We start from the raw sequence: 23,112 nt of genomic DNA, 5'->3' as shown, positions 1-23,112 counted from the left end.
TGCCCTCTCAACGAAATACGGAACGACGCCCATGGCCTCCGCCAACAAGCAGCAAAAACGCGCCACCCGCGCCAAAGCCAAGGCCAAGCAGAACCGCACCCAACGAGCTGCTGCGCCGGTCGAGCTGGACCCGAACGATGATCGCATCGACTTCGAATCGGTGGACCTTACCGAGCTGTTCAAGACCATGATCGACGCTGAAAAAATCAGCCAGCAAGCGATGTGCACGGCCTTCCTTGAAGACCCGTTGCTGACACTGGTTTACGAACAAGAAGGCGAAGAAGGCGCGATGGACTTCATCCTCGCGGCACTGATCGAGTATCGCCAATGGTCCACCGAAGCGGACGAAGCCGCCGCACTGGCGTGGATCGAATCCCCGGCCTTCCAGGCTGACTACGTGGCGGCATCCGACGCCATCGCGGCCCAAACACAACCGAAAGCGAACTGAGTTCCCATGGCATCCCTGAACAAGCAACAGAAACGCGCCAAACGCGCCAAGATCAAAGCCAAGCAAATCAACATCCACGGCCGTAAACCCGCCGCGCTGGATGATGACATGGACGAAATCGGCGAGCCGATCCCGGAATACACCCTGGCGATGTTCAGCAAAATGCGCGACGCCGAAGCCATCGGCCGCAACGACATGCTGCTGACCCTGCTGTCGGACCTCGCCGGCATCATCAGCGACCATCCAGAACTGCTGGACATGGAAAACGCCGACAACGAAGCCATGGCCGCCACTCACCTGGCTGCCGACATGCTGATCGACTACCGCATGTGGGCCGACGGCATGGACCGCGACACCGCCCAGGCCTGGCTGACCGATCCGCAATTCATCACCGACTTCGGCACCGCGCTCGACAGCTATCGCGAGTCGCTGGATGCGCAGGAAGAAAAGGCTGAGTAATCCGCCTTCGAGTAGAAACAAAAACGGCCGCTTGTCATCACTGACAGCGGCCGTTTTGCATTACGCGGTGTGAATCAGTTCAACACCACCGCTCCAACCTTTTGCAGCTTGCGACGACGAGCCACGAACAACCCGACCGCCACGACCAGCAAACTCAGGAACCCGGTCGCGAGGATTTCCACGCGGTGGGCTTCCTGGAACAGCATGATGGTCAGGGCCGCGACGATGAAGATGATCACCGCGTAGGTCAGGCCCGGGAACAACCACATGCTGAAGGCGATTTTTTCGCCGCGTGCCATGCGCTGTTTGCGCATACGCAGTTGCGAGATGGCGATCACCAGGTACACCAGCAGCGCGATGGCGCCGGAAGTGGCCAGCAGGAATTCGAACACGGCGGCCGGGGCCACGTAGTTGGCGAATACCGCGACGAACGCAGCGCCAGTCGACAGGATCACGGCCCAGTAAGGCGTGCCGCTTTTGTTGGTGCGTTGGGAAACGGCCGGCGCATCGCCGCGCTTGCCCAGGGAGAACATCATGCGCGAAGCGGTGTACAGCGCCGAGTTCAGGCAGCTGGTTACAGCGACCAATACCACGATGTCGACGATCAGCTTGGCATTCGGGATGCCCATGCGCTCAAGCACGGTCTGGTAGGAACCGACGGCGGCCAGGACCGGGTCATTCCATGGCACCAGGGCCACAACGATGAAGATCGATACAAGGTAGAACAAGCCGATCCGCCAGATCACCGAGTTGGTGGCCTTGGAGATTTGCTGGCCAGGGTTCTTCGATTCCGCAGCCGCGATGGTCACGATCTCGGTGCCCATGAAGGAGAACATGGTGGTCAGGATTGCGCCCAGTACCGCGCCCATGCCGTTTGGCAGGAAGCCTTGGGTGTCGAACAGGTGCGAAACGCCGCTGACCTGGCTGTTCGGCAGGAAGCCGAAAATCGCCATGATGCCGAGGCCGATGAAGCCAATGATCGCGATGACTTTGACCAGGGCGAACCAGAACTCAAACTCACCGTAGTTCTTCACGCTGAACAGGTTGGTCACGGTCAGCAGTAACGTAATGACCAGGGTGAAGGCCCAGATCGCCACGTTCGGGAACCAGGCATGCAGGATCGTTGCGGCGGCGTTGGCTTCCAGCGGAATCACCAACACCCAGAACCACCAGTACAACCAGCCGATGGTGAAACCGGCCCAGTGACCAATCGCGCGATCGGCGTATGTCGAGAAGGAACCGGTGTCCGGCGAGGCAACAGCCATTTCGCCGAGCATGCGCATGACCAATACAACCAGAGCGCCTGCGGCGGCGTAGGCCAGCAGCACGGCTGGACCGGCAGCGGCAATGGCATGACCCGAGCCGACGAACAACCCGGCGCCGATAACCCCGGCGATCGACAACATAGTCACATGACGCGGTTTGAGCCCCTGTTCGAGGCCATTAGAGCTTTGGGTACTGCTCATCGAAACTACCTTTGCAAAGAAAGCGATTCAGTCCACCGCGTCTGGCATTTCTTTCTCGTAAAAAGAATCCAACGGGGCGTTCCTTATTCTGCACGCAATAATTGCGCCAAAATGTTACAGACTCCCCAGAACCGCGGCTTTCCGCCTGACCGGACAGTCATCGCAAGTCATTGAGATTAATGGCAATTCGCCAGAGCGTTACCCAGCGACCCACTTGTAGAACGAACCAGCGCACCAGAAACACACTGAAAAAATGTGGGACGCACAATAAAAGTGCAGATCAGGAACGTTTGGCCGGTTAGCGCTTCCAACACCCCGCCAAAGCTGGCAACATCGCGCCTTTTTTTACGCGACACCCGCCGGGCAACTGGTTCAAACGGCTGTTCGGTTGATAGCAGCGCGACAGTCTGCTGTAGCGATGCGACAACCTGCCACATGCCATCCGTTTACCGCCCGTAGCGCTGTTGGCTGCCATTCGAACGCTATGCTAGCTTGGCCGCCTCGCCAGGAAGGCCGCCAACAGCAGGAGCGAAACACTATGAGGAACGCACATGGCTGAGGCCACGCCCGCGCTTGAAATCCGCAACTTGCACAAACGCTACGGACAGCTTGAGGTGCTCAAAGGCATCTCGCTGACCGCCCGCGACGGCGACGTGATCTCGATCCTGGGTTCCTCCGGTTCCGGCAAGTCCACGTTCCTGCGTTGCATCAACCTGCTGGAAAACCCGCACCAGGGTCAGATCCTGGTAGCCGGCGAAGAACTCAAGCTCAAAGCCGCGAAAAACGGCGAACTGGTGGCCGCCGACGGCAAACAGATCAATCGCCTGCGCAGCGAGATCGGTTTTGTGTTTCAAAACTTTAATCTGTGGCCGCACATGAGCGTGCTCGACAACATCATCGAAGCCCCGCGCCGGGTGCTCGGCCAGAGCAAAGCCGAAGCCATCGAAGTCGCCGAAGCCCTGCTGGCCAAGGTCGGCATCGCCGACAAGCGACACGCCTACCCGGCGCAATTGTCCGGCGGCCAGCAACAACGGGCGGCGATTGCCCGCACGCTGGCGATGCAACCCAAGGTGATCCTGTTCGACGAGCCCACCTCCGCCCTTGACCCGGAAATGGTCCAGGAAGTACTTAATGTCATCCGCGCCCTGGCCGAAGAAGGCCGCACCATGTTGCTCGTCACCCACGAAATGGGCTTTGCTCGTCAGGTGTCCAGCGAAGTGGTGTTCCTCCACCAGGGTCTGGTAGAAGAACAAGGATCGCCGCAGCAGGTGTTCGACAACCCGCTTTCGGCACGCTGCAAACAATTCATGTCCAGCAACCGCTAACGGAGCTACCCGCATGCAGAACTACAAAAGAATCTTCCTGGCGGCTGCCGTCACCCTGGCCTTCAGCGCCGGTGCCGTCGCCGAGACCTTGAAGATGGGCATCGAAGCGGCCTACCCGCCGTTCAACAACAAAGATGCCAGTGGCAATGTCGTCGGCTTCGACAAAGAAATCGGCGACGCCCTGTGCGCCAAGATGAAAGTCGACTGCACCGTGGTCACGTCCGACTGGGACGGCATCATCCCGGCCCTGAACGCCAAGAAGTTCGACTTCCTGATCTCCTCGATGTCGATCACTGACGAGCGCAAGCAAGCGGTGGACTTCACCGACCCGTACTACTCGAACAAACTTCAGTTCATCGCGCCGAAAGACAAAGAGTTCAAAACCGACAAGGCTTCCCTGCAAGGCAAAGTGATCGGCGCACAACGTGCGACCCTCGCCGGTACCTGGATGGAAGACAACATGGAAGGCGTTGAAGTCAAACTCTACGACACCCAGGAAAATGCCTATCTCGACCTGACTTCCGGTCGTCTGGACGGCATCCTGGCGGACAAGTACGTCAACTACGAGTGGCTGAAAAGCGACGCCGGTCGTTCGTATGAATTCAAAGGCGACCCAGTGGAAGAAAGCGACAAAATCGGGATCGCTGTACGAAAAGGCGACACTCTGCGCGCGAAGCTGAACCTCGCCCTGAAAGAAATCGTTGAAGACGGCACCTACAAGAAAATCAACGACAAGTACTTCCCGTTCAGCATCTATTGATTCTGACCTGCCTGACCGGCGCCGTTCGCTGACGGCGCCAGTCTTTGGCATTGCCTGCCGCGATTTGAAAAGAAATCCATGATTATCGACCTCTACGGATTCGGCCCGGCGCTTGCCGCTGGCGCGCTGATGACTGTGAAACTGGCACTCTCGGCCCTGTGCCTGGGGCTGGTGCTCGGTCTGCTCGGCGCCTTGGCCAAGACTTCCCCGCACAAGCCGTTGCAATGGCTGGGCGGCACTTATTCGACATTGGTTCGCGGCATCCCGGAATTGCTCTGGGTGCTGTTGATCTACTTCGGCACCGTCAATCTGATGCGTGCCCTGGGTGAGTTTTTCGGCAATCCAGACCTCGAACTCAATGCCTTCGCTGCTGGCGTGATCGCGCTGGGCCTCTGCTTCGGCGCCTACGCCACGGAAGTGTTTCGCGGCGCGATTCTAGCGATCCCGAAGGGCCACCGTGAAGCTGGCGTGGCCCTGGGCCTGTCGAAATTTCGCATCTTCACCCGATTGATCATGCCGCAGATGTGGCGCATCGCCCTGCCAGGCTTGGGCAACCTGTTCATGATCCTGATGAAAGACACCGCGCTGGTGTCGGTGATCGGCCTGGAAGAAATCATGCGTCACGCGCAAATCGGTGTGACCGTGTCCAAACAGCCGTTCACCTTCTTTATGGTGGCGGCGTTCATGTACCTGGGCCTGACCATCCTGGCCATGACCGGCATGTACTTTCTGGAACGACGCGCCGCTCGCGGCTTCGCGAGGAGCACCCAATGAACTGGGAAGTCATTATCAAGTGGCTGCCGAAACTGGCCCAAGGCGCGACGCTGACCCTGGAACTGGTGGCCATCGCCGTGATCGCCGGGTTGTTGCTGGCGATCCCGCTGGGCATCGCACGCTCATCGCGGCGCTGGTACGTGCGCTCTTTGCCCTACGCGTACATCTTCTTTTTCCGTGGCACACCGTTGCTGGTTCAGCTGTTCCTCGTCTATTACGGACTGGCCCAGTTCGACGCGGTGCGTAACAGCTCGATGTGGCCATACCTGCGCGATCCGTTCTGGTGCGCCACGGCGACCATGACACTGCACACGGCGGCCTACATCGCCGAGATCCTGCGTGGCGCGATCCAGGCGATTCCACCGGGCGAGATCGAAGCGGCGCGGGCGCTGGGCATGTCCAAGCCCAAAGCGCTGTTCTACATCATCCTGCCCCGAGCTGCGCGAATCGGCCTGCCGGCCTACAGCAACGAAGTGATCCTGATGCTCAAGGCCAGCGCCCTGGCCAGCACCGTGACCTTGCTGGAACTGACCGGCATGGCCCGTACCATCATTGCCCGCACCTACCTGCCGGTGGAGATCTTCTTCGCCGCGGGCATGTTCTACCTATTGATGGCTTACGTGCTGGTACGCGGCTTCAAGCTGCTGGAGCGCTGGTTACGCGTCGATGCCTGCCAAGGGCGTTGATCCTTCCTACGTGCTGACGGGCGAGGCCCTACTCGCCCGTTTCGCAGCGCTGGATGCTTTTCTGATTGAGCATCAGGCGCTGTGGAAGCCACGACCGTTTAATCATCTGCGGCTTCCCTGGGAAGCGTCCTACCCATCGCTGTCATCCTGGCTACGCGGACGGTCGCTGGAGGATGCGGAAAACAACCATAACCAACCTTGCTTGCTGAATGCGCCAGAGCCTTTTGCTTCCTTGGCGGCGTTGTCGCTTGAGTTGAGTTCGGTAGGCGAGTTGCCGGGGCATGAACTGGCGGTGGCCGGGCATCGGTTGAACGTCGATGTGCCGGGGCGCAAGTGGCAACAGATCGAGGCGTTTGCCAGTCGTCTGCAGTTTGCTGAAGCGCCGAAGCATTGGCTGGATTGGTGTTCGGGCAAGGGCCACCTGGGCCGACGTCTGCTGCAAACCGGGCAACAGCTGATGTGCCTGGAATATGACCCTTCTTTGGTATTGAGCGGTCAGGCACTCAGCCAACGTCATCAGATGCATGCGCTGCATGTTGAGCAAGATGTGCTCGCGGCTGACGCAGCTTCCTTATTGAATGCCGAACACACGCCAGTGGCGCTGCATGCCTGCGGTGATCTGCATATGCGATTGCTCCAGCTCGCCAGCGCCGTCGGCTGCAAACAACTGGCTGTCGCGCCTTGCTGTTACAACCGGATCAGTCTGGCCACGTATAAGGCGCTTTCCTCGGCAGGTTCGCGATCCGACCTACAGCTATCCCTCGAAGATCTCGCACTGCCGATGAGCGAAACCGTCACCGCCGGTGCTCGAGTCCGCCGCCAGCGCGACACATCGATGGCGCGACGCCTGGCCTTCGACCTGCTGCAACGGCAACTGCGTGGCGTCGACGAATACCTGCCAACGCCCTCCCTGCCCAGCACCTGGCTGGAAAAATCCTTCGCAGACTACTGCCATCATTTGGCCGCACTTAAGGAGTTATCCACAATTGGCGCGCAGGATTGGCCGGCGCTTGAGGTGGCCGGTTGGCAGCGACTGGCTGAAGTGCGCAATCTGGAGCTGCTACGGGGACTTTTCCGACGCCCGTTGGAGCTGTGGCTGGTACTGGATCGAGCACTTTTCCTCAGCGAGCAGGGTTATACCGTTCGTCTTGGCACCTTCTGCGAAACCCCGCTCACACCGCGCAATTTCCTGCTCTTGGCTGAACGCACTTAAACAGTCGCAGCCTGTGGATAACTCTGTTGATGAAATTCTCGTGGATCCAATAAATGCACTGTTTCGCGGCTGAAACATAACTGTTCATTTTTCGTACACCTGAATAAAAAACCTTAAAAACAGGGATTTGCGAACAAATGAGAACAAGTCCACAAAAACGGCGCTAACGAACCTAAACGGACGCCCCGTTGTGCATAAGCATTCAACCGAAAGGACATAACCGCCGAATTCCGGACGTGGTGGACGGAAAATTGCGCCCAGCAATCGCCCTTGTTATACAGGCAGACAAACCGACTGACAGGAAGCCACAGTGACCTTCATTTCTTACGCACAGAATTTCGAAGACATACGCCTGTGGCGCGCCCTCAAACAGTTCGAAAACGGCTTCTACATCGACGTCGGCGCCAACGACCCCGTCCACGACTCCGTCACCAAAGCCTTCCACGACCGTGGCTGGACCGGCATCAACGTCGAGCCGATGCAAACCTACTACGACGCCCTCTGCCAACAACGCCCCAACGACACCAACCTGCAATGCGTGGCCAGCGACAGCGCCGACGAACTCACCCTCTACGGCATTCCCGGCACCGGCCTCTCCACCGTCGACCCAGCCACCGGCCAGGAACGCACGGCCCTCGGCATGGACGTCCACCGTCAAACCGTCAAAGCCCGCACCCTCACCTCCATCTGCGAGCAACACGCCCAAAACCGCCCCATCCATTTCCTTAAAATCGACGTCGAAGGCCACGAAGAAACCGTCCTGCGCGGAATGGACTTCGCCACATGGCGCCCCTGGATCATCCTCATCGAAACCCCATGGGCCCGCGACCACACCTGGGAACACCTCGTCACCGACGCCGGCTACGAAGCCATCCTGTTCGACGGCATCAACACCTGGTTCCTCGCCAACGAACACCTAAACCTAAAACCCGCCTTCTACATCCCACCGTGCAACCTCGACAACTTTCAACTGTGCCACGGCCATGCGCTCAGCTACCCCGTCAGCAACGTTGAACAGCAGCTCGCCGCCGCCCTGCAACGGGCCGAACACGCCGAAGCACAGCTGCGCGCGATGCAAAATAGCCGGGGCTGGAAAGCGCTTCAGAAACTCAGAAAAGCACTGGTTCGCGGGTAACCTGAGGGTCGCGTAAAAATAGTCTGAATTCAGGGGTTTACAGAACCAATCCAATCGCTATAATCGTCGCCCTAACACGCCGGTATAGCTCAGTTGGTAGAGCAACTGACTTGTAATCAGTAGGTCCCGGGTTCGACTCCTGGTGCCGGCACCACATTAGGCTCCATTGCATTCTACTGAATGCTCTGGAAGCCCCGAAAACCCGCCCTCTGGCGGGTTTTTTCGTTCCAGGACCCTCTGTCGGGATCCAACAAAATCCCCCTTCCCCGAGGGTATGTTAGGGGTATTGCGATTTCCCGGTCAGGAGCGCGTACCCCTATGCCACGTCTAGCGATCCCCCTCAGCGACCTGCAATGCCGCACGGCCAAAACCCGCGAGCGCGCTTACAAACTGTTCGACGGTGGCGGCATGTACCTTTTCGTCAAACCCAATGGCGTGAAGACCTGGCGCTTGAAGTACACCAAGCCCAACGGCAAGGAAGGTACGCTCATCATCGGCAATTACCCCATAGTTACCCTTTCCGTCGCACGACGTAAGCGAGACGAAGCCAAGGCGTTGCTGCTCGACAACCTCGACCCAATGGAAGAAAAGAAGAAGGCCAAGATCGTAGCCCAGCGGGCGGCACTGCTTTTCGAAACCGTTGCCCTGGAGTGGCACGCTGATATGTCCCGCCGCTGGACCGAAGGACACGCGAAAACCGTAATGAGCCGACTGCGCACCCACGTCTTCCCGCTGATCGGCCAACGACCCATCGCTGAGCTCGATACCCACGACCTGCTAGAGATCACCCAGCGCATCAAGGAACGCGGCACCATGGATGTGGCGTTAAGGGTACAGAACTACTTATCCACCATCATGCGCGGGGCCAAAAGGGCTCGGCAGATCACCATGAATCCTGCACTGGATCTGGCAGGCTCGATTCACGCGCCGCGCACAGTCCATCGCCCGGCCCTCTCCCTCAACCGCATACCCGAACTGCTACACCGTATCGACAACTACAACGGCCGCGAGCTGACGCGCCTTGCCGTGCTCCTGACTCTGCATGTGTTCGTCCGCTCCAGCGAGCTGCGCTTCGCTCGATGGAGCGAGTTCGACTTCCAACGCGCCATGTGGGAAATCCCCGATACGCGCGCACCGATCGAAGGGGTACGCAACTCTACGCGCGGGACCAAGATGAACGGCGACATTCAAATGGTTCCGCTATCGCCGCAGGTCATCGAAATACTGGAGCGCCTGCGCAGCCTGAGTCGCTTTTCAGAGTTGGTGCTACCGGGCGACCACAAGTACTGGAAGCCCATGTCCGAGAACACGGTGAACACCATGCTCCGCAACGTCGGCTATGACACCAGTAAGGACGTGTGCGGCCACGGCTTCAGGACCATGGCCTGTAGCGCCCTGCTTGAGTCCGGGTTATGGACAGACGCAGCCATCGAAAGACAAATGAGCCACAAGGAACGCAACCGCGTGCGCGCCGCATATATCCACAAAGCTGAATTTCTGGAGCAGCGCCGGCTGATCATGGCGTGGTGGAGCAACTACATTGATGCCAATCGCAGCGGCCATGTAACGCCTCACGAATTCGCTCACCCAGTCGGCAACAACATCACCGCCCTACAAAATAGCCGTGGCGCATCCAAACGTGGGTAAGCCAATGAGATCACCGCAGTCCGCCCTTCCACGCGGGTCCATCCAAGCGGGGCTGCAAAGCCGCCCTGCTTGGATGGACCTCACTTAAAAAATCTAAAGCCCACGCAACTGTCTGTGGAAAACCACTGATCTCCACCGGTGGATAATTTCATCCACAGCCGCAGAGTTCCCGAAAATTCGAGTCTTGACCCAAATTATCCACAGGCGTAGAAAAGATCGGGCAAGTGCTGTCGTTGACAGCAACCCAGGTAGCCAGAACCTTTAAGGCTACGCCACACCGTGGTGGTTCTCCCAAAGTGCGATTAGCGTCCGGCGGCTCGCACGGTCACTCACGGAGTGATGGATGCCTACTTCAGATCGTTGCCATTGCGGCAAATACATCCCCCTACCCAGCTGCCCTGCAGCAACCTTTCCGCTTGGCCATTTCACTGCGCCAGCCTGCGCCCGTCTCTTTCTCCCGGAAAGAGACGGGCGCTCCTACCGCTGCTGCAGCCCATCTCGTACAAGGCTTTGCGGCATTCCCCCTCGTGACAATCGGCGTGACAAACACCGAAGTCACCAGCAACAGCGATGCAGATGATGGTGCCGCAGCCCAGGGAATGGACTGCACCTGACTGACAGTCAGGCACGCCCCGGTCATCGAATCACTGCCTTCACCCGACTCAGGATCTCGCGGCGTTGGTCTCGTCAGCCAGTGCAGCCTCCACCCGCCCACTTCCTCGGAAGTGTTCAGGAGACCAGATCATGAGATGCCCAAGCTTCCGGTCGTAAGGAGCCGCCAGTCCCGCGTTAGCGGACAACCCTCACAGGTCGCAGGGGCCTTGATCCCTGATAACACTCAACATTCTTGGCGGGATGACGTGGGGAAAGTTTTAAAAGTTTTGGCTTCGAGAGGAGTTCGATCATGGCACTGGTGGGCAGGCGAGATGGACGCAATTTTGGCTACGGTCGGCAGTTGAGCTATGCCGGGCCACAGGCATTGAAAGATCTGTTTGGCGGTGGGCATTACGGGACCGTCAAAGCACACAGTGATCGCTGGCAGGCGTTTGTGCGCTGGTGTCGCTCGGAGGATGGGCCGGGGTTTAACGATGCCCGGCTAATTGATCGGCAGACCTTGCTGGACTACGCCGGGCATCTGCGCCTGCAAGTTGACCAAGGTGAACTCGCCATCGCCACCGCGCAAAATCGGTTGTCCAGCGTGAACCGGACCCTCGTAGCGCTTCGCGGTGATCAGTATGTGAAAGTGCCGAGTCCGAGCAAGGCGCTGGGAATGCGGCGCACCAGCGTTCGTTGCTCGGTGCCGCAAGGCCAAGACCGCGAACACGTGAAGCGGATCGTAGAGGTACTTTGCAAACATCAGCAGCCGCGCGCCGCGGCCATCGCTAAGTTAACGCGAGCCACTGGCATGCGTCTGCGCGAAGCGATTCTGGCCGACCTACCGCGACTCAAGCGTGAAGCCGAACACTGCGACAAGATCAACATCCAGGACGGCACCAAAGGCGGCCGATCCGGTGCGTCAGCACCTCGCTGGATTACGGTAGATGATCATATTCGAGAAGCTCTGAGGTTTGCCGAACAGGTTTCGCCCGATGGTGGCCGCAACCTGCTGGCACCGAACGAAAGCTACCTCGATTTCTTGCAGGGGATCGTCCGCCCCGCCCGAGATATCCTCCATACACACAATCTCAAAGGTTTCCACGAATTGCGGGCAGCCTATGCTTGCGAACGCTATGAGCAAATCACCCATCATCTCGCGCCCATCAACGGTGGCAGGTGCTGGCGCCTCAATCCACGCCTTGATCGAGAGGCACGCTTACAAATCAGCTATGAGCTCGGACACGGCCGTATCGACGTGGTATCGGCGTACATCGGTGGCCGAGCATGAGCAAGCCATTCGATATGGAGCTGTTCCTGGCGGGCGTCCTGACCGGATCGCACACCACCCGCCAACGCCACCTGCGTCAGGCGAAGGCTATCCAAACAGCGATCGCTGAGCGCTGGCAACGCGACAATCCATGGACTTGGCAGAGAAAACATCTTGCTTGGTTTTTGAATCACCACTTAAACCAGCGCACTGAATCGACGCGCTATTACTATTTGCTGACCATACAATTGCTCACTCATCGCCTAGGAAAACTCTGGCAATTCAACCGCTAAGCGGAACCATGCTGAGAACCGGGTATCCGACCCAAGCATCACCTGATGTGCTTGATAGAGTCAAACCGGCGTCATCGAGCGAGCCAAATGATGACATTCTGGGGATCTAGGGGGGAGGCGTATGGGGCTGGAGGGGGAGAAATGTTTGCAATTTGCTTAGCGCTTGCTTAACATTGATCTCGACTACGCAGACAGCAGAAAATTTGTCGGCGGAGCTGCGGAGGCCTGGCTAGCCAGGGTCATATGAAGGGAAATCGCAGGCATATGGGTTGTTCTGCTTCAGTGCAGGAGACTTGCCTTCGAGGCCGTCCTTCCTCGTAGTCACCTAATGTTTCGGATCTTGGCCTCGGTTGCGTGATACGCAGTAACCGGGGCCAAGTACCTTATAGCCCCGTCCTCACATACTTTTACGACCGCCAAGGCGTAATAGCTGCCGTTACCTACGCTGACCTTTCTGCCGGTGTTAAAGAGAATACCCTGAGCATGCTTGGGCTTGTTCAAGCCTATCTGGCTGTAAGCGCAGTACGCGTTCACCAGGATCTGCAAAGCTTCTTCTGGGGTGCAGTGGTCTTTGCTCTCGCGAGAATCCAATGGATGAGCGATGGCTTGAAGGTCAATCAAAATGCCCCTCCGGTTTGGCTCCGACCAGCCCTTTTCACGGCAAATACGCTTTATCCGGTCAAACTGCTTGGGAGTCAGCAAGTAGGTGAATTCAGGCGCATGCTGCACCTGGCTCAATTCGACACCTGCCTCGCGCATGCTGATGACGACGCTCATCAACTCACGGAAGGCATCTGCCAGGCTTTCATCACCCAGTTGAGTGGCGGTTTTGTTCATCGTCGTACTTCCTTTGGGTTCGACGACGGAATCGTCCACCGCTGTCCTCTTATTTGACCAATTCCAAAGTGGCTGGCTTTTTACGTGTAGCACGGCCGTCACCGGTAGCTTTTTGCTTCTCGCGCGCGTCCACGATGGCTTTAGCGTACGGGGTAGCGGCCTCGATGATCCCATCGAAGGAATAGCGATTCGCGAGGTTACCGCCCAACTTCGACTTTCGGGCGTGTCGAGTGATGAATTTCATTTCCTCAAGCTCGGCGATTGACCGCTGGATTGTCCGGGCCGTTACCCCAATTTTCTTAGCAAGGGTCTCTTTGGTCGGATAAGGATCATTGCCCGCCTGCCACCAGTAGCCGGCCAGATGCAGAATGATCACGATATGCAGGTGTTTCAGCCCCAGTTGTTGTGAGCAGTCGAAAAGCACATTGGGAATGGCTGTCCATCCCGCCGCTACCAAATCCTTTCCCCACCGTTTCTCGATTTCCTTGCTTTCTACCGGCGCCGGCTTTTTCGCCTTCACCGTTGTCGTTAACTTAGTCATCCCCTGATCCCCCTTAATTTACCGTTGGCTGGAGTATGGTGGCTCTAAACAGGGCTGGCAACGGTGGGGGGGGAGGCGCCTGTGTCAGCCCCTTAGGTTAAGTTTACTGTGTCTCGGTTGGCTAAATGTGTTTCAAAGTTGAATGTGTTTAACGGTGAGTATGTTTTGGGAGTCGACAATGTCTCCTGGAGGGAGAAAGCTACGCCTCTAAGGAGGGAGACATCCACGCCTTCAGCGGGGGTCATAAAAGCCTCCCCCATCGTGAAAAAAAAACTGCTTTTTCTGAGTTTTTTTTCAAAAGGCGTCATAGACGCGCTTTACGACTGACTCAAGCCCTCATATTTCGCAATCATCGGCTTGTTTTTTCGGTCGTAACTGGGGTCATTGGGTGTTCGCCTGGAACTGAATGTCCTATTCGTTAGCTGCGTAGCCGGCTTCCTCACGCCATTTGCTAATGGCATTTGGTTCGGAACTTCCACGGGCAACGATCTGTTTTCCGCGGAAATCCGCATAAGCTAGGTATGAGCGTCCGTCCTTCACCACCCAGCCCTGAATCTGTTTGCCATCGATTTGGGCGTGAAACTGTTTTGCTGCGCTCATGGCCAAGGCCTCCGTCGGTTTGGACCAATATGCCGTCACGACAGACTTCGGATCAAATCTGATCAGCAGGATTTATCTTGGCGCGGCGATAGTTCAACTCCTCGTTAGCTGGGCCTGTGCACAAAGGGTAAGAAGTGGACCAGAGCCAAGCCTCCAGCAGTGGAAAGGATCGCCAGCGGCCGGCCCAGAACACCGGCGCGAAATTTTACTCAGCATCCCGCATTCCGGGTTCGATTCCACAGAAAGCCATAACTAGCTGATTTATTTATAGTTACTAGTTGGAGTACGCCAAATTTTCCACCGGGCCTTTGTTGTTACTGGCATCCAGAAATCCAACTGCTACAAGCAGCCCCTGATACCGTCTTAACCCTCACCAGTACCAAAATCTGGCTGCCCCCCTACCCCGTTACAATTTCACTTCAGCGTGACGTTGACGACCTCCTCCAGCGACCTAAAATGCACCCCAATACACCCGCCAAGCCTAGGTTGACCCAGTCAACAAGCTCAAATCGTGCGGGTTTTCTTTGTCTGGAGAAAACTACATGAGGCCCTTCAACAAACCGGCCCTCAGCGTAGAACAGCAATTGGAACTGCAGCAGCGAGGCCTGCACGTCGATCTGCCACAGATAGCCAGGCTGGCTTGAAGTTGAGAATGCCGGTACTCCAAATCGATTTGTCACCAGTGAGAGCTAGTAGGAGTCTGGATCCGGCGCAGATGGAGCCCTCGGCGCGCTCAAGCTGCTACCTCGTTGCTGCTTGGTGGCAGACTCAAACCTATTACGTTTTAGAGAATTGTTTGTTCTCGGACAGCAACCGTGCGCCCAACAAAAAGTACCTTGCTTTTTCAAAATGCCAGTACAAGATGGGTGTTCGGATTAAAGGATGGAAATCATGCAAGACAGGGTTACCGAGCTAGTACTGAATCAATCATATACTTTTAAAGTGGTCTATAGTGAAGGCGACGCTGGATTTGCAGGCGTTCTCAACTTAACGCCAGAACTGATAACTTTCAAAGTCATGACCGAGCGCTCTTGCAACCTGTCTTGGGAGACCACCGAGGCAAAGTGTTATGACTTTCGCAACAGATTCATTCTCAAGGGGTTACGTTGTACTGGGTCTAGATCGAGTTCGCTCGGTAATATTCCATCAGTAGGATTTTACGAAATAGAGTTTACTGTAGAAAGTGTCATTTTTTGTCCTGGACAGGGCCCAGCAAAAGGGAGATTTCAAGCTATTCAAATTCACTCGGAGACGGTGAATAACTGGGTGGGACATACTACGACCCAGGAGAAAATACTTGAAGTAAATCATGATGGCGGAGATGTGCGGCCATTTTTAACTGAGTTCATGGCAGAGGCTAATAGTTGTGAATACATAGGAGTTCAATACAACGCCAACTATAACCACTCCCCATTATCGTACGAGCAAAGCTTTGCTTTTCCACCTTCTTTATTTTACACGCTTGAAAGCGACGAAAACAAACGCAACCCATTGGTAATTTACTCAAAAATATACAATTTAATTGCCTTTTTAACTGGCATTGAGCCATCCGTTCAAAGCGTTAGCTTGGAATATGACCTTCAAGGCTTTACCAAGTATGCATCTCTGTACTTTGTAAACAACAGCTTAAAACCTAGACGATCTAATGGATTTATTATGCTCCCCCTTGGGAAAGATCCTAGATTTGAGAGCTGGGGATTGGCGCCGTTCCCCCTATCATCATTTGAGTTGTATTTTTCCTCCGACTCCGAATTACCTGACATCATGTCTAAGTATGTTAAATATCGAAACATGGGGAATATTGAAGATAGGCTACTCGGATATTTTCGTTTACTAGAGAAGCACTGTTACAACAAGAAAAGTTATTTATCCGATGAGTTGCTTGTTGGGCTTACCAAGTCTGCAAAGGAGTTCCTCAAGTCAAACGGTCTAGCTCGGAAAGAGATCTTGAGCTTTGAGAAGGGTCTTAAGCGATTTAACTCATCAAAATACAATACGCAAAAATGCGTCACAGATTTTTTCAATTCCTTGCCAAGCCAAATTCAGAATGGGCTGGGGCTGTCTTCTGTGTTGATAGAGTCGATATGCAAACTAAGAAACGACATCACTCATGCGAATGAATATCGCGCAGACGAAAATCAGATGTACGCCTATACAGCTTTTGTTCATCATCTATTGATTTTCGCGCTTCTACAAAAACTTGGCGTAATTCTGGTTAATGTTACGAATTTGACAAGCCGACTCAGAAATTATTGAGAGCATTTTTTAATCTATCCGATACCGAGGTCCAGGACCTCCGTGGCATCTGGATTCCCGCGTTCGCGGGAATGACGATGAAGAGCTTCTTCAGACCCTCCTCAGGAGCGGTGCGTCGTGTCGGCACCTTGTCCGGGTGAGTCTTCCAACACTGGGTCTGTGTCTGCCCCAACACATATAATTTGCGAGAGTAATTAACCTAACTCAGGTTCGACTATATCTTCGACATTACTTCGAGAGAAGTTCCTTCACACGTTTTATGACATACTGTTCAAATAGTGGGTGATTAACTGCTTCCTCAATACCTTCCCTACCATCATATGTACGCATGATCGCGCTACATATTTCTGACTCACTCAATTTCTTGCACTTCTGAAATCTAGCCGGAAGTATTGCATTGATACTTTGCTTCAAGTGCTGAGTTCCACTTTCAAGCAAAATCTGCTCTAGAATTTCGCGCCAGGGACGAGAGTCGCTTTCCTCAATATCCTTATTACTAAAACACCAAGCCACATAAGAGTATCCATTCAACTTGAATGACTCAAAACTATGCTCCGTCCTAAAAATGATATCATTCATAAGATCCCGCCCATCAAGAGACGGAGTGTTAGGTGCAGTAGTGGTTCTATAAAATCTTATAAGCGATCCATCGCTATCAATCTGACAGCAAATGATTGGAGCCTGAAGGGTTTTAAAAACCTTAATTAAAACAGCTTCACGAGAAGCATTGGACGCCTTAATTAAATACTTCAGATAACCACTAAGTTCTTCATAGCTGTCATAGTTCTCTTTTAGCCATAAACTTGGTATTAATAATTCCGCAGCAAATCTATTTGCTTCGCTTTCCATCTGTAAATAATCATAATCATCGGCGTCGGCATCTAAGTGCGAAACAATGGTTCCGGTGTGCCAAGGAATAATAATATGCCCCAGTTCGTGAGCTAGGGTAAAATTTTTCCTGGTTTCTGGTGCTAAAGAGTTAACCAAGATCTGCGGTCTTTCCGCCCCTCCGATTCCAATGGTAACTCCATCGGCAACGATAGGAAATGGAATGATTTCTACGTCACCATAAATACATGCAAGAGCCATCAAGTCATAAGGTGGTGTCAAAGAGTGACGTGCCAATACTCGGGCCGCCATCTTCTCTTCGGGAGCCATCAAATTTTCCCTATTTGCCGAAGCCATTTTTCTATCCGCTTTGCCTCTTCTGGCGTGCTGGCGCGCGCGGCAAGTGCAAATCTCTCGCGATTCAACTCCTCGTCAAAAGTACAACCTTTTCTTCGCGCTGCAATGATGTACGAAATTATCGAAGGGGTAGTGCCCCACAAGGAATACTCCTCCCAAGACATTCCGAGATACTCGTGCAACTCCTGATCAGTTCCTTCTTCCCCGTCGTGCCATTTCCCCACATACTCGTCAATTTCCTCTAAGAGGACATCACCGGCTAAACACTGCTCGATAAAATTCATAAATGCCTCTTAGTTTGGATTAACTCTACGACCGCGCACTGCTGGCTTCAGCATAGTTCCGGTAATTGGGCATGCTGCGCCAATATGGCGACCTTGATGATTGAAAACTTCAACTTCCCCGTGAAGCGAGTCCCATGTGTAATATAGTTTTTCGATAGGTTCAAAGTAAACTTTTCGACCACCCTCAATAAAGGCGACCTTGAGATTATCCAAAATTGAAGGTTTAGGTCTAGGTAGTCCGCCCATTTTGTTCTCTTTATCAGTCCCTATTAGAAACAGACAGTGCTAATTTATTTCATAACACTATTCTGGAGTAGCCAACACCTATTTCAGCTTCCTTGGTACTCAAAAATGAGCGCTAGGTCACCAGAACCGTCCCTCCACAGAAAGTAGTAGCGGAAGAGGTATTCAAGAGCTAGTGATTGTATGTCCAAAATCAATGTGCCAGCTAGCTCTCGATTGCGTACTCCAGCGTAGCTCAAGGTTAATGGGCTGAGGCGTTCGAATGATCCCGCCACGGGAAGGCACACGCAGGGTATTCGGTTAGTTCTCTCCTCCGGCTCAGCAGCACCCACTGCTCATCACAGCTGAACTGCCTACCAATTTGGAGCGAAGAAAACCGATCATGAGCAGATCCCTTTTAGTTGCCGATGGAAGCGCAGTCACCGAAATCACATTAGTAAACCTTCGGCCGGACGATCTCTGAAAGCAAAAAAAGTAGAAAAGAGGACGCCCATTAGCCGGTCAGGACGGCGCCCCATATGCCACGTCTATCCCCCTTAGCGACCTGCAATGCGCACGGCCAAATTCCGCGAACGGAGGTCGCCGAATGCTGGTAAAGCGTGCTGATACGCTATAAGTTCCGGGTTCGATTCCACTGAGCGCCATAACTAGCTGATTTATTTATAGTTACCGGTTGGGGTACGCCAAATTTTCCACCGAACTCCAGTCCCGCAGAAAACCTAGCCCCGCCCCTAGCTACCGTTCGTCTGGTGCCGGCACCATACAAAACAAAGCCCCTGCAGAAATGCAGGGGCTTTGTTGTTTCTGGACTTCGGTATAAAACGTCCACATTCAAATTTAGAAGCAGCCTTACCTGGGAGATTCCTTCGGCCCACTCCTCTACACGCTAGTCCGATATCGCATTTTCAGTACGGGTCGAATTTTCAAAGAGTCCGCTGGATCCCACTCCCACGCGCTTTCAAGCTCATCAGTCGCCTCCTTTACGACTATCCCAGGGTACAAATTCACAAATGTCTTTTTCTCAGCGTCACTCAACCTGGCGCTGGATAGCTCCTTTACCCAACCCACTTTATTTTGGACTTGCCCATAATTCACAAGGGCATCCTCCACCGTGTCGAAAGTCTTTTCGAACGTATCCACATTTTTGAAAGATAGGATGTAGGGCATCAGAAGATTCCTTTCTTATGCCTAAGGCGTAGTGCCGTAGGGAGGTATTTTTTAACAAAATACGCTCGGCCTATATGTAGGACGCGTCTTGATCGTCGTGAGTCTAAGCGACTTATAGAGAAAGAAATAACCTGAAATCTGGTGATCCCGGACTTTTCTGTAGGCAAAAACGACCGTCCTACTCGGACGTTTTTGTGTCTGTTGTCTGTATTGGAGACCGGTAAACAATGCCGCTTGTCGCGATTAGTATTCACTTGGCGACCATCATATTCCGCCTGCGCGAGAGCAAAAGAGTACGGATTTAGGTCCGGCACTGGGACCATACAAAACGAAGCCCCTGCAGAAATGCAGGGGCTCTGTTGTTTTAGGCGTTTGTAAATCAGCTCTTAGTGACCCGCGCTCTGCCCACCATCCACATGCAGAATCTCGCCAGTAACAAAGTTGGCGCCATCCAGATAAACCACAGCCTTCGCAATGTCGCTGATCTCCCCCATACGCCCAACCGGATGCAGATTCCCCAGCGCTTCATGAGTCTCCTCACCATGCATCGGCGTCTTGATAATGCCAGGGCTCACCGCATTCACCCGAATCCCACGCTTGGCGTACTCAATCGCCAGCGATTTGGTCGCCGCATTCAACCCACCCTTGGTCAACGAAGCCAGTACCGAAGGCACGCCATCAATCGCATGGTCCACCAAGCTGGTAGTGATGTTGACGACATGACCGCTGCCCTGCTTTTCCATCTCGGTGATCGCAAGTTGGGTGATGTAGAAGAACCCATTCAAGTTCACCGACAGCACAGCGGCGTAGTCTTCCTGGGTGTACGCAGTGAACGGTTTGGCGACGAAGATCCCGGCGTTGTTGACCAAAGTATCGACACGGCCAAATCGCTCAATCGCTTCACGGATAACTTGCTGCGCTACTGCCGGGTCGCCGATGTCTCCCGCCACGGTGTGGATGTCTGGATCAGTGGAAGGCTTGATCGAACGCGAAGTGGCGACGACTTTGTAATCCAGTTCACGGAACGCTTTAACCATGCCTGCGCCGAGACCTTGGGAGGCGCCAGTGATAACGATGACTTTTTTCGAATTGCTCATGATGAACCTCAACTAATAAATAATGGTTTGGATAAGTGATGAATCAGGCTTCAACAGGCGCCTGCGCCATTTGTCGCAACATTTGTTCGTAGTACTCGACCGATTGCGAACCGGACACCCGATGACGACCGTTCAGCACCATGGCCGGGACCGAGTTGATGCCGCGCTGGCGATAAAACGCCTCAAGCTCACGCACTTCCTTGGCGAACGCTCCGGACGCCAACACCTCACGGGCAGCCTCCGCATCCAGCCCCACTTCCGTCGCCAGTCGAACCAGCGTCTCGCTATCGCTCGGGTTCTGGCCGTCGGTGAAGTAAGCGCGCAGCAAGGCTTTCTTCAGTGCGACCTGCCGTCCTTCCTGCAACGCCCACATCAGCAAGCGGTGCGCATCGAAGGTGTTGTAGAAGTGGCTGCGCTTCTCCAGATCGAACGTGAAACCGAGGGTCTCACCGCGAGCGATCTGCATCGCTTTGCCGGCGGCGACTTCTTCGGCGGTACGTCCATATTTGCGCATCAGGTGTTCGACGGCTTTTTCGCCGACTGCCGGCATGTCCGGGTTTAACTCGAAGGGCTTGTAGGTCAGCTCGACCGAGATTTCACCGGCCACGTTCTCGATCGCCTGCTCCAGCGCCGTCGCGCCCAACGCGCACCACGGGCACACCACGTCGGAGATGAAATCGATGGAGACGGAAGCGGTCACGATTTGCCCTCCGCGTCAGCCAGTTGCTTGCGGTACTGGGTGGTGGTCATCCCGGCGTAACCCCAGTTATCGGTGTCGACTTCTTCGATCACGATGTGGGTCAGGTGCGGGTCCTTCTTGAGGACGCGTTCCAGGGTTTCAGTGATTTCGGCGATCACCTGAGCTTTCTGCTCCGAGGTAACGCCATCGCGGGTGATGCGAACGCTTACGAAAGGCATGAGGAAAATCTCCAGTGACCTGCCCCGTCGGGATGATGGGGAGGCGTTGGAGATAAATGTAGGGGGTTGGGTCAGGGGGATAAAGGTGGGGGCGGGAACATCATTAGTTACGTGGTGTAATGATTGCGGCGGCGATGTGCGCTAGAACTGTTTGCAGCAGAAATGTTGAATCGGCCAACCTCCATCTTTCGCAAATGTTAGATATCGCCGAAACGGAGAATGCTCATGGTAATCCAATACTTCGATAGCCCGTTCCACGTCACGCATGACGAGGAAGTCGCCAGCCAAATGGCGGAGGAAATGAAGCTTTCGATACTCATCACTGATTGCATCAAAAACCCGGACGCAAAAGAGAATGAGGTCGCTATCAGATCACCCGTGTCCCACTCGCAAGGTTCCGAGGTTATGAGCAAAGCAATCATCGATGACGTGGTAAAGGTGGCTCGACACTTCGGGGAATAATTGCCGCAGTAACGTCGCCTCAAAATCCACTCTGCATGCATGAAAAAGCCTCGAATGGCTCGAGGCTCCTTGGCTTGATGAATATCGTTAGAAATCCAGCTTCCTGCATCAAATCGATTATTGGTGCTCAAAAACGATTACAAATCAGGCCTTTTGCATAAAAACGTTTAGAAATCCGTCAAATCAGTCGTAATTCCTAACAATTTCGGGCCTCCCCGCTCAAACCTCACTCACCTCAAACACAAACGAAATCCTCCCACTACTCGCACTCCAAACATACCGAATATGCTTCCCCTGCTTCGGAATCGACACCGCTGGCGGTCGAAACGCGGCAACACATTCATGCCCCGGTAACCGAACGCTGTTGTAGAGCAATCCCCACGACAGTGTTTCGCGCAATTGCCTCGCGAACGCTTGAGACGGGCCATACGCAGTAGGGTCAGGATCATGCAGGTGCGGATAGTTCTGACGAATGTCATGCAACGGTTTGACGACCTTGTTGACGTAAGTCCGCATGGTCAACTCAAGATCCGGCTCATTGGTCGCAGCGAGAAAACGTTCTTGGTGATAGCTCGTCTCGGCAATGGCGGCAGCCTGGCTACTGGCCGCGTAATAGACGCCAAACGTGCCATCGGTGAAGCGGCTGGTTTTGCCGATGTGAGTGAACGCAGCCATCACTGGTGTAGAGCCGGGGCCTGAAATTCGGTCTTCGGGACGGACTCGGGAGAGCACACCCGCCTCTTCCATCAACCGATCATTGGTCAGCGCTTCAAGCGCATACGCAGTAGGCAAGTCTTCCGGATCGAGCACATCTTCAAACAACGAGATCGGCGGAAAGCAGCTGTTAACAATCCGATAGGCCCGCGGCCATTGCGGATCGACCAGTTCCGGCGTCATCAACCGCGCACTCCGTCGAGGTAGCGGCGCACGTCAGCGATGTCCACCACGCGCCCGACCAACATGTAATCCAAAGCAGTTTGCCCATTGAACGGCGCAGCGGTGTTCGGGCTGCTGACCCATTTGTAGGCGCGCTCGCGGCTGTTGCTGAAGATGATGCTCAGCGCCTTGTGAATGCCCATCAGGTAGGAAATGCGTTCCAGGGTGTCGTGGGGCAAACGCACATTGGGCGGTAGGTGTTTGTACTTGTAGAACGTGGTGTTGCCGACTTTGCCCAGCAGCGTGCGCTGTTGCTCGGCGCTGCAGCCCCAGCGTTCCATGAGGTTGAAGAAAAACTTGAGCGCGACCCGTCCGGCTTCGGGCGAGTCGAGTTGTTGCTGTGGGCTTAGGGCTGGTGAAGAGGTAGGCACGTGATCGCCTCCGCTGTAATGTCTTAGCCTCAGACTAGTACAGATACGGACTACTATGTGTAATTAATCCGCAAGCGTATATCCAGCGTTTAAATTGTCAGACCTAAAAACCCGCATGCCCCTCGCTTTTTTTGATCCCCATCAC

At 54.6% G+C, this 23,112-nt stretch carries 25 protein-coding genes and 1 tRNA gene; 14 read left to right on the top strand and 12 right to left on the bottom strand.

Annotated features, from left to right (window positions below; genetic code table 11):
- Positions 1-31: 31 nt before the first annotated feature.
- Positions 32-448 (top strand): hypothetical protein, encoded by a 417-nt coding sequence (locus tag ACIOYV_RS27625; RefSeq protein WP_054054374.1) that lies wholly within the window; start codon positions 32-34, stop codon positions 446-448.
- A 6-nt stretch (positions 449-454) separates the two neighbouring features.
- Positions 455-907, top strand: coding sequence for a hypothetical protein (locus tag ACIOYV_RS27620; protein WP_054054373.1), 453 nt, complete (start codon positions 455-457; stop codon positions 905-907).
- 74 nt (positions 908-981) lie between these two features.
- Here ACIOYV_RS27620 and gabP read toward each other — a convergent pair whose 3' ends face one another.
- Positions 982-2,373: a GABA permease gene (gabP, locus tag ACIOYV_RS27615; protein ID WP_054054367.1), complete on the bottom strand. Its 1,392-nt coding sequence runs from the start codon at positions 2,371-2,373 to the stop codon at positions 982-984.
- Between the two features lie 551 nt (positions 2,374-2,924).
- Between gabP and ACIOYV_RS27610 the strand changes: the two genes are divergently transcribed.
- From ACIOYV_RS27610 to ACIOYV_RS27565, 10 genes are all read left to right on the top strand, one after another.
- The gene (locus tag ACIOYV_RS27610) at positions 2,925-3,698 is read left to right on the top strand and encodes an ABC transporter ATP-binding protein (protein WP_027922189.1); all 774 of its coding nucleotides are present in this window, start codon (positions 2,925-2,927) and stop codon (positions 3,696-3,698) included.
- A 13-nt stretch (positions 3,699-3,711) separates the two neighbouring features.
- Positions 3,712-4,458: an ABC transporter substrate-binding protein gene (locus ACIOYV_RS27605; protein WP_401328830.1), complete on the top strand. Its 747-nt coding sequence runs from the start codon at positions 3,712-3,714 to the stop codon at positions 4,456-4,458.
- A gap of 78 nt (positions 4,459-4,536) precedes the next feature.
- A complete protein-coding gene (locus ACIOYV_RS27600; protein ID WP_054054364.1) occupies positions 4,537-5,232 on the top strand; it encodes an ABC transporter permease in 696 nt (231 codons plus the stop codon).
- A complete protein-coding gene (locus ACIOYV_RS27595) occupies positions 5,229-5,918 on the top strand; it encodes an ABC transporter permease (RefSeq protein ID WP_054054362.1) in 690 nt (229 codons plus the stop codon). Before ACIOYV_RS27600 ends, ACIOYV_RS27595 begins: the two co-directional genes overlap by 4 nt.
- On the top strand, positions 5,899-7,131 hold the full coding sequence (locus ACIOYV_RS27590) for a methyltransferase (protein ID WP_401328826.1): 1,233 nt from the start codon (positions 5,899-5,901) through the stop codon (positions 7,129-7,131). The genes ACIOYV_RS27595 and ACIOYV_RS27590 overlap by 20 nt, the downstream gene beginning before the upstream one ends.
- Before the next feature lie 310 nt (positions 7,132-7,441).
- Complete coding sequence (locus ACIOYV_RS27585; protein WP_401328823.1) at positions 7,442-8,266, top strand: FkbM family methyltransferase; 825 nt, start codon at positions 7,442-7,444, stop codon at positions 8,264-8,266.
- 78 nt (positions 8,267-8,344) lie between these two features.
- Positions 8,345-8,420, top strand: a tRNA-Thr gene (locus ACIOYV_RS27580).
- A gap of 164 nt (positions 8,421-8,584) precedes the next feature.
- Entirely contained in the window at positions 8,585-9,913 is a 1,329-nt protein-coding gene (locus ACIOYV_RS27575; protein WP_401328821.1) for a tyrosine-type recombinase/integrase, read from the top strand.
- A 904-nt stretch (positions 9,914-10,817) separates the two neighbouring features.
- Positions 10,818-11,798, top strand: a complete 981-nt coding sequence (locus ACIOYV_RS27570) for an integrase domain-containing protein (protein WP_401328818.1) — start codon at positions 10,818-10,820, stop codon at positions 11,796-11,798.
- Positions 11,795-12,070 (top strand): hypothetical protein, encoded by a 276-nt coding sequence (locus ACIOYV_RS27565; protein WP_401328815.1) that lies wholly within the window; start codon positions 11,795-11,797, stop codon positions 12,068-12,070. Before ACIOYV_RS27570 ends, ACIOYV_RS27565 begins: the two co-directional genes overlap by 4 nt.
- 321 nt (positions 12,071-12,391) lie before the next feature.
- On the opposite strand, the gene ACIOYV_RS27560 is transcribed toward ACIOYV_RS27565, so the two are convergent.
- From ACIOYV_RS27560 to ACIOYV_RS27550, 3 genes are all read right to left on the bottom strand, one after another.
- The gene (locus ACIOYV_RS27560; protein ID WP_401328812.1) at positions 12,392-12,907 is read right to left on the bottom strand and encodes a hypothetical protein; all 516 of its coding nucleotides are present in this window, start codon (positions 12,905-12,907) and stop codon (positions 12,392-12,394) included.
- A 49-nt stretch (positions 12,908-12,956) separates the two neighbouring features.
- On the bottom strand, positions 12,957-13,448 hold the full coding sequence (locus tag ACIOYV_RS27555) for a helix-turn-helix domain-containing protein (RefSeq protein WP_095155734.1): 492 nt from the start codon (positions 13,446-13,448) through the stop codon (positions 12,957-12,959).
- Positions 13,449-13,859: 411 nt separating this feature from the next.
- Positions 13,860-14,048, bottom strand: a complete 189-nt coding sequence (locus ACIOYV_RS27550; protein ID WP_401328809.1) for a hypothetical protein — start codon at positions 14,046-14,048, stop codon at positions 13,860-13,862.
- A gap of 882 nt (positions 14,049-14,930) precedes the next feature.
- On the opposite strand from ACIOYV_RS27550, the gene ACIOYV_RS27545 reads away from it, so the two are divergent.
- Positions 14,931-16,304, top strand: a complete 1,374-nt coding sequence (locus ACIOYV_RS27545) for a HEPN domain-containing protein (RefSeq protein ID WP_401328807.1) — start codon at positions 14,931-14,933, stop codon at positions 16,302-16,304.
- Positions 16,305-16,532: 228 nt separating this feature from the next.
- On the opposite strand, the gene ACIOYV_RS27540 is transcribed toward ACIOYV_RS27545, so the two are convergent.
- The 6 genes from ACIOYV_RS27540 to ACIOYV_RS27515 all read right to left on the bottom strand — a co-directional run bounded on the left by ACIOYV_RS27540 (position 16,533) and on the right by ACIOYV_RS27515 (position 21,198).
- Positions 16,533-17,462: an ImmA/IrrE family metallo-endopeptidase gene (locus ACIOYV_RS27540; RefSeq protein WP_401328804.1), complete on the bottom strand. Its 930-nt coding sequence runs from the start codon at positions 17,460-17,462 to the stop codon at positions 16,533-16,535.
- Positions 17,462-17,773, bottom strand: a complete 312-nt coding sequence (locus ACIOYV_RS27535; RefSeq protein WP_401328801.1) for a hypothetical protein — start codon at positions 17,771-17,773, stop codon at positions 17,462-17,464. Before ACIOYV_RS27535 ends, ACIOYV_RS27540 begins: the two co-directional genes overlap by 1 nt.
- 9 nt (positions 17,774-17,782) lie before the next feature.
- Positions 17,783-18,019: a colicin E3/pyocin S6 family cytotoxin gene (locus ACIOYV_RS27530; RefSeq protein ID WP_401328798.1), complete on the bottom strand. Its 237-nt coding sequence runs from the start codon at positions 18,017-18,019 to the stop codon at positions 17,783-17,785.
- 1,550 nt (positions 18,020-19,569) lie between these two features.
- Positions 19,570-20,280 carry an SDR family NAD(P)-dependent oxidoreductase gene (locus ACIOYV_RS27525; protein WP_054054354.1) on the bottom strand — a complete coding sequence of 237 codons (711 nt, stop codon included), beginning with the start codon at positions 20,278-20,280 and terminating at the stop codon, positions 19,570-19,572.
- 43 nt (positions 20,281-20,323) lie between these two features.
- Positions 20,324-20,980, bottom strand: a complete 657-nt coding sequence (locus tag ACIOYV_RS27520) for a DsbA family oxidoreductase (RefSeq protein WP_401328794.1) — start codon at positions 20,978-20,980, stop codon at positions 20,324-20,326.
- Positions 20,977-21,198, bottom strand: a complete 222-nt coding sequence (locus ACIOYV_RS27515) for a 4-oxalocrotonate tautomerase family protein (protein WP_401328792.1) — start codon at positions 21,196-21,198, stop codon at positions 20,977-20,979. Before ACIOYV_RS27515 ends, ACIOYV_RS27520 begins: the two co-directional genes overlap by 4 nt.
- A 225-nt stretch (positions 21,199-21,423) precedes the next feature.
- Between ACIOYV_RS27515 and ACIOYV_RS27510 the strand changes: the two genes are divergently transcribed.
- Positions 21,424-21,660 carry a transcriptional regulator gene (locus ACIOYV_RS27510; protein ID WP_401328789.1) on the top strand — a complete coding sequence of 79 codons (237 nt, stop codon included), beginning with the start codon at positions 21,424-21,426 and terminating at the stop codon, positions 21,658-21,660.
- A gap of 219 nt (positions 21,661-21,879) precedes the next feature.
- On the opposite strand, the gene ACIOYV_RS27505 is transcribed toward ACIOYV_RS27510, so the two are convergent.
- The gene (locus ACIOYV_RS27505) at positions 21,880-22,557 is read right to left on the bottom strand and encodes an RES family NAD+ phosphorylase (RefSeq protein ID WP_401328787.1); all 678 of its coding nucleotides are present in this window, start codon (positions 22,555-22,557) and stop codon (positions 21,880-21,882) included.
- Positions 22,557-22,967 carry an MbcA/ParS/Xre antitoxin family protein gene (locus tag ACIOYV_RS27500; protein ID WP_149659072.1) on the bottom strand — a complete coding sequence of 137 codons (411 nt, stop codon included), beginning with the start codon at positions 22,965-22,967 and terminating at the stop codon, positions 22,557-22,559. Before ACIOYV_RS27500 ends, ACIOYV_RS27505 begins: the two co-directional genes overlap by 1 nt.
- Positions 22,968-23,112 lie beyond the last annotated feature (145 nt).

Source organism: Pseudomonas sp. NPDC087342, from assembly GCF_044744265.1.
Classification (GTDB): Bacteria; Pseudomonadota; Gammaproteobacteria; order Pseudomonadales; family Pseudomonadaceae; genus Aquipseudomonas; species Aquipseudomonas nunensis.
This window is presented reverse-complemented; position numbering and strand designations above follow the sequence as displayed.

Excerpts from the sequence above, each read along its gene's own strand:
- ACIOYV_RS27625 (WP_054054374.1), top strand. The coding sequence starts at position 32 with ATGGCCTCCGCCAACAAGCAGCAAAAACGCGCCACCCGCGCCAAAGCC.
- ACIOYV_RS27620 (WP_054054373.1), top strand. The coding sequence starts at position 455 with ATGGCATCCCTGAACAAGCAACAGAAACGCGCCAAACGCGCCAAGATC.
- gabP (WP_054054367.1), bottom strand. The coding sequence starts at position 2,373 with ATGAGCAGTACCCAAAGCTCTAATGGCCTCGAACAGGGGCTCAAACCG.
- ACIOYV_RS27610 (WP_027922189.1), top strand. The coding sequence starts at position 2,925 with ATGGCTGAGGCCACGCCCGCGCTTGAAATCCGCAACTTGCACAAACGC.
- ACIOYV_RS27605 (WP_401328830.1), top strand. The coding sequence starts at position 3,712 with ATGCAGAACTACAAAAGAATCTTCCTGGCGGCTGCCGTCACCCTGGCC.
- ACIOYV_RS27600 (WP_054054364.1), top strand. The coding sequence starts at position 4,537 with ATGATTATCGACCTCTACGGATTCGGCCCGGCGCTTGCCGCTGGCGCG.
- ACIOYV_RS27595 (WP_054054362.1), top strand. The coding sequence starts at position 5,229 with ATGAACTGGGAAGTCATTATCAAGTGGCTGCCGAAACTGGCCCAAGGC.
- ACIOYV_RS27590 (WP_401328826.1), top strand. The coding sequence starts at position 5,899 with ATGCCTGCCAAGGGCGTTGATCCTTCCTACGTGCTGACGGGCGAGGCC.
- ACIOYV_RS27575 (WP_401328821.1), top strand. The coding sequence starts at position 8,585 with ATGCCACGTCTAGCGATCCCCCTCAGCGACCTGCAATGCCGCACGGCC.
- ACIOYV_RS27570 (WP_401328818.1), top strand. The coding sequence starts at position 10,818 with ATGGCACTGGTGGGCAGGCGAGATGGACGCAATTTTGGCTACGGTCGG.
- ACIOYV_RS27565 (WP_401328815.1), top strand. The coding sequence starts at position 11,795 with ATGAGCAAGCCATTCGATATGGAGCTGTTCCTGGCGGGCGTCCTGACC.
- ACIOYV_RS27560 (WP_401328812.1), bottom strand. The coding sequence starts at position 12,907 with ATGAACAAAACCGCCACTCAACTGGGTGATGAAAGCCTGGCAGATGCC.
- ACIOYV_RS27555 (WP_095155734.1), bottom strand. The coding sequence starts at position 13,448 with ATGACTAAGTTAACGACAACGGTGAAGGCGAAAAAGCCGGCGCCGGTA.
- ACIOYV_RS27550 (WP_401328809.1), bottom strand. The coding sequence starts at position 14,048 with ATGAGCGCAGCAAAACAGTTTCACGCCCAAATCGATGGCAAACAGATT.
- ACIOYV_RS27545 (WP_401328807.1), top strand. The coding sequence starts at position 14,931 with ATGGAAATCATGCAAGACAGGGTTACCGAGCTAGTACTGAATCAATCA.
- ACIOYV_RS27540 (WP_401328804.1), bottom strand. The coding sequence starts at position 17,462 with ATGGCTCCCGAAGAGAAGATGGCGGCCCGAGTATTGGCACGTCACTCT.
- ACIOYV_RS27535 (WP_401328801.1), bottom strand. The coding sequence starts at position 17,773 with ATGAATTTTATCGAGCAGTGTTTAGCCGGTGATGTCCTCTTAGAGGAA.
- ACIOYV_RS27530 (WP_401328798.1), bottom strand. The coding sequence starts at position 18,019 with ATGGGCGGACTACCTAGACCTAAACCTTCAATTTTGGATAATCTCAAG.
- ACIOYV_RS27525 (WP_054054354.1), bottom strand. The coding sequence starts at position 20,280 with ATGAGCAATTCGAAAAAAGTCATCGTTATCACTGGCGCCTCCCAAGGT.
- ACIOYV_RS27515 (WP_401328792.1), bottom strand. The coding sequence starts at position 21,198 with ATGCCTTTCGTAAGCGTTCGCATCACCCGCGATGGCGTTACCTCGGAG.
- ACIOYV_RS27510 (WP_401328789.1), top strand. The coding sequence starts at position 21,424 with ATGGTAATCCAATACTTCGATAGCCCGTTCCACGTCACGCATGACGAG.
- ACIOYV_RS27505 (WP_401328787.1), bottom strand. The coding sequence starts at position 22,557 with ATGACGCCGGAACTGGTCGATCCGCAATGGCCGCGGGCCTATCGGATT.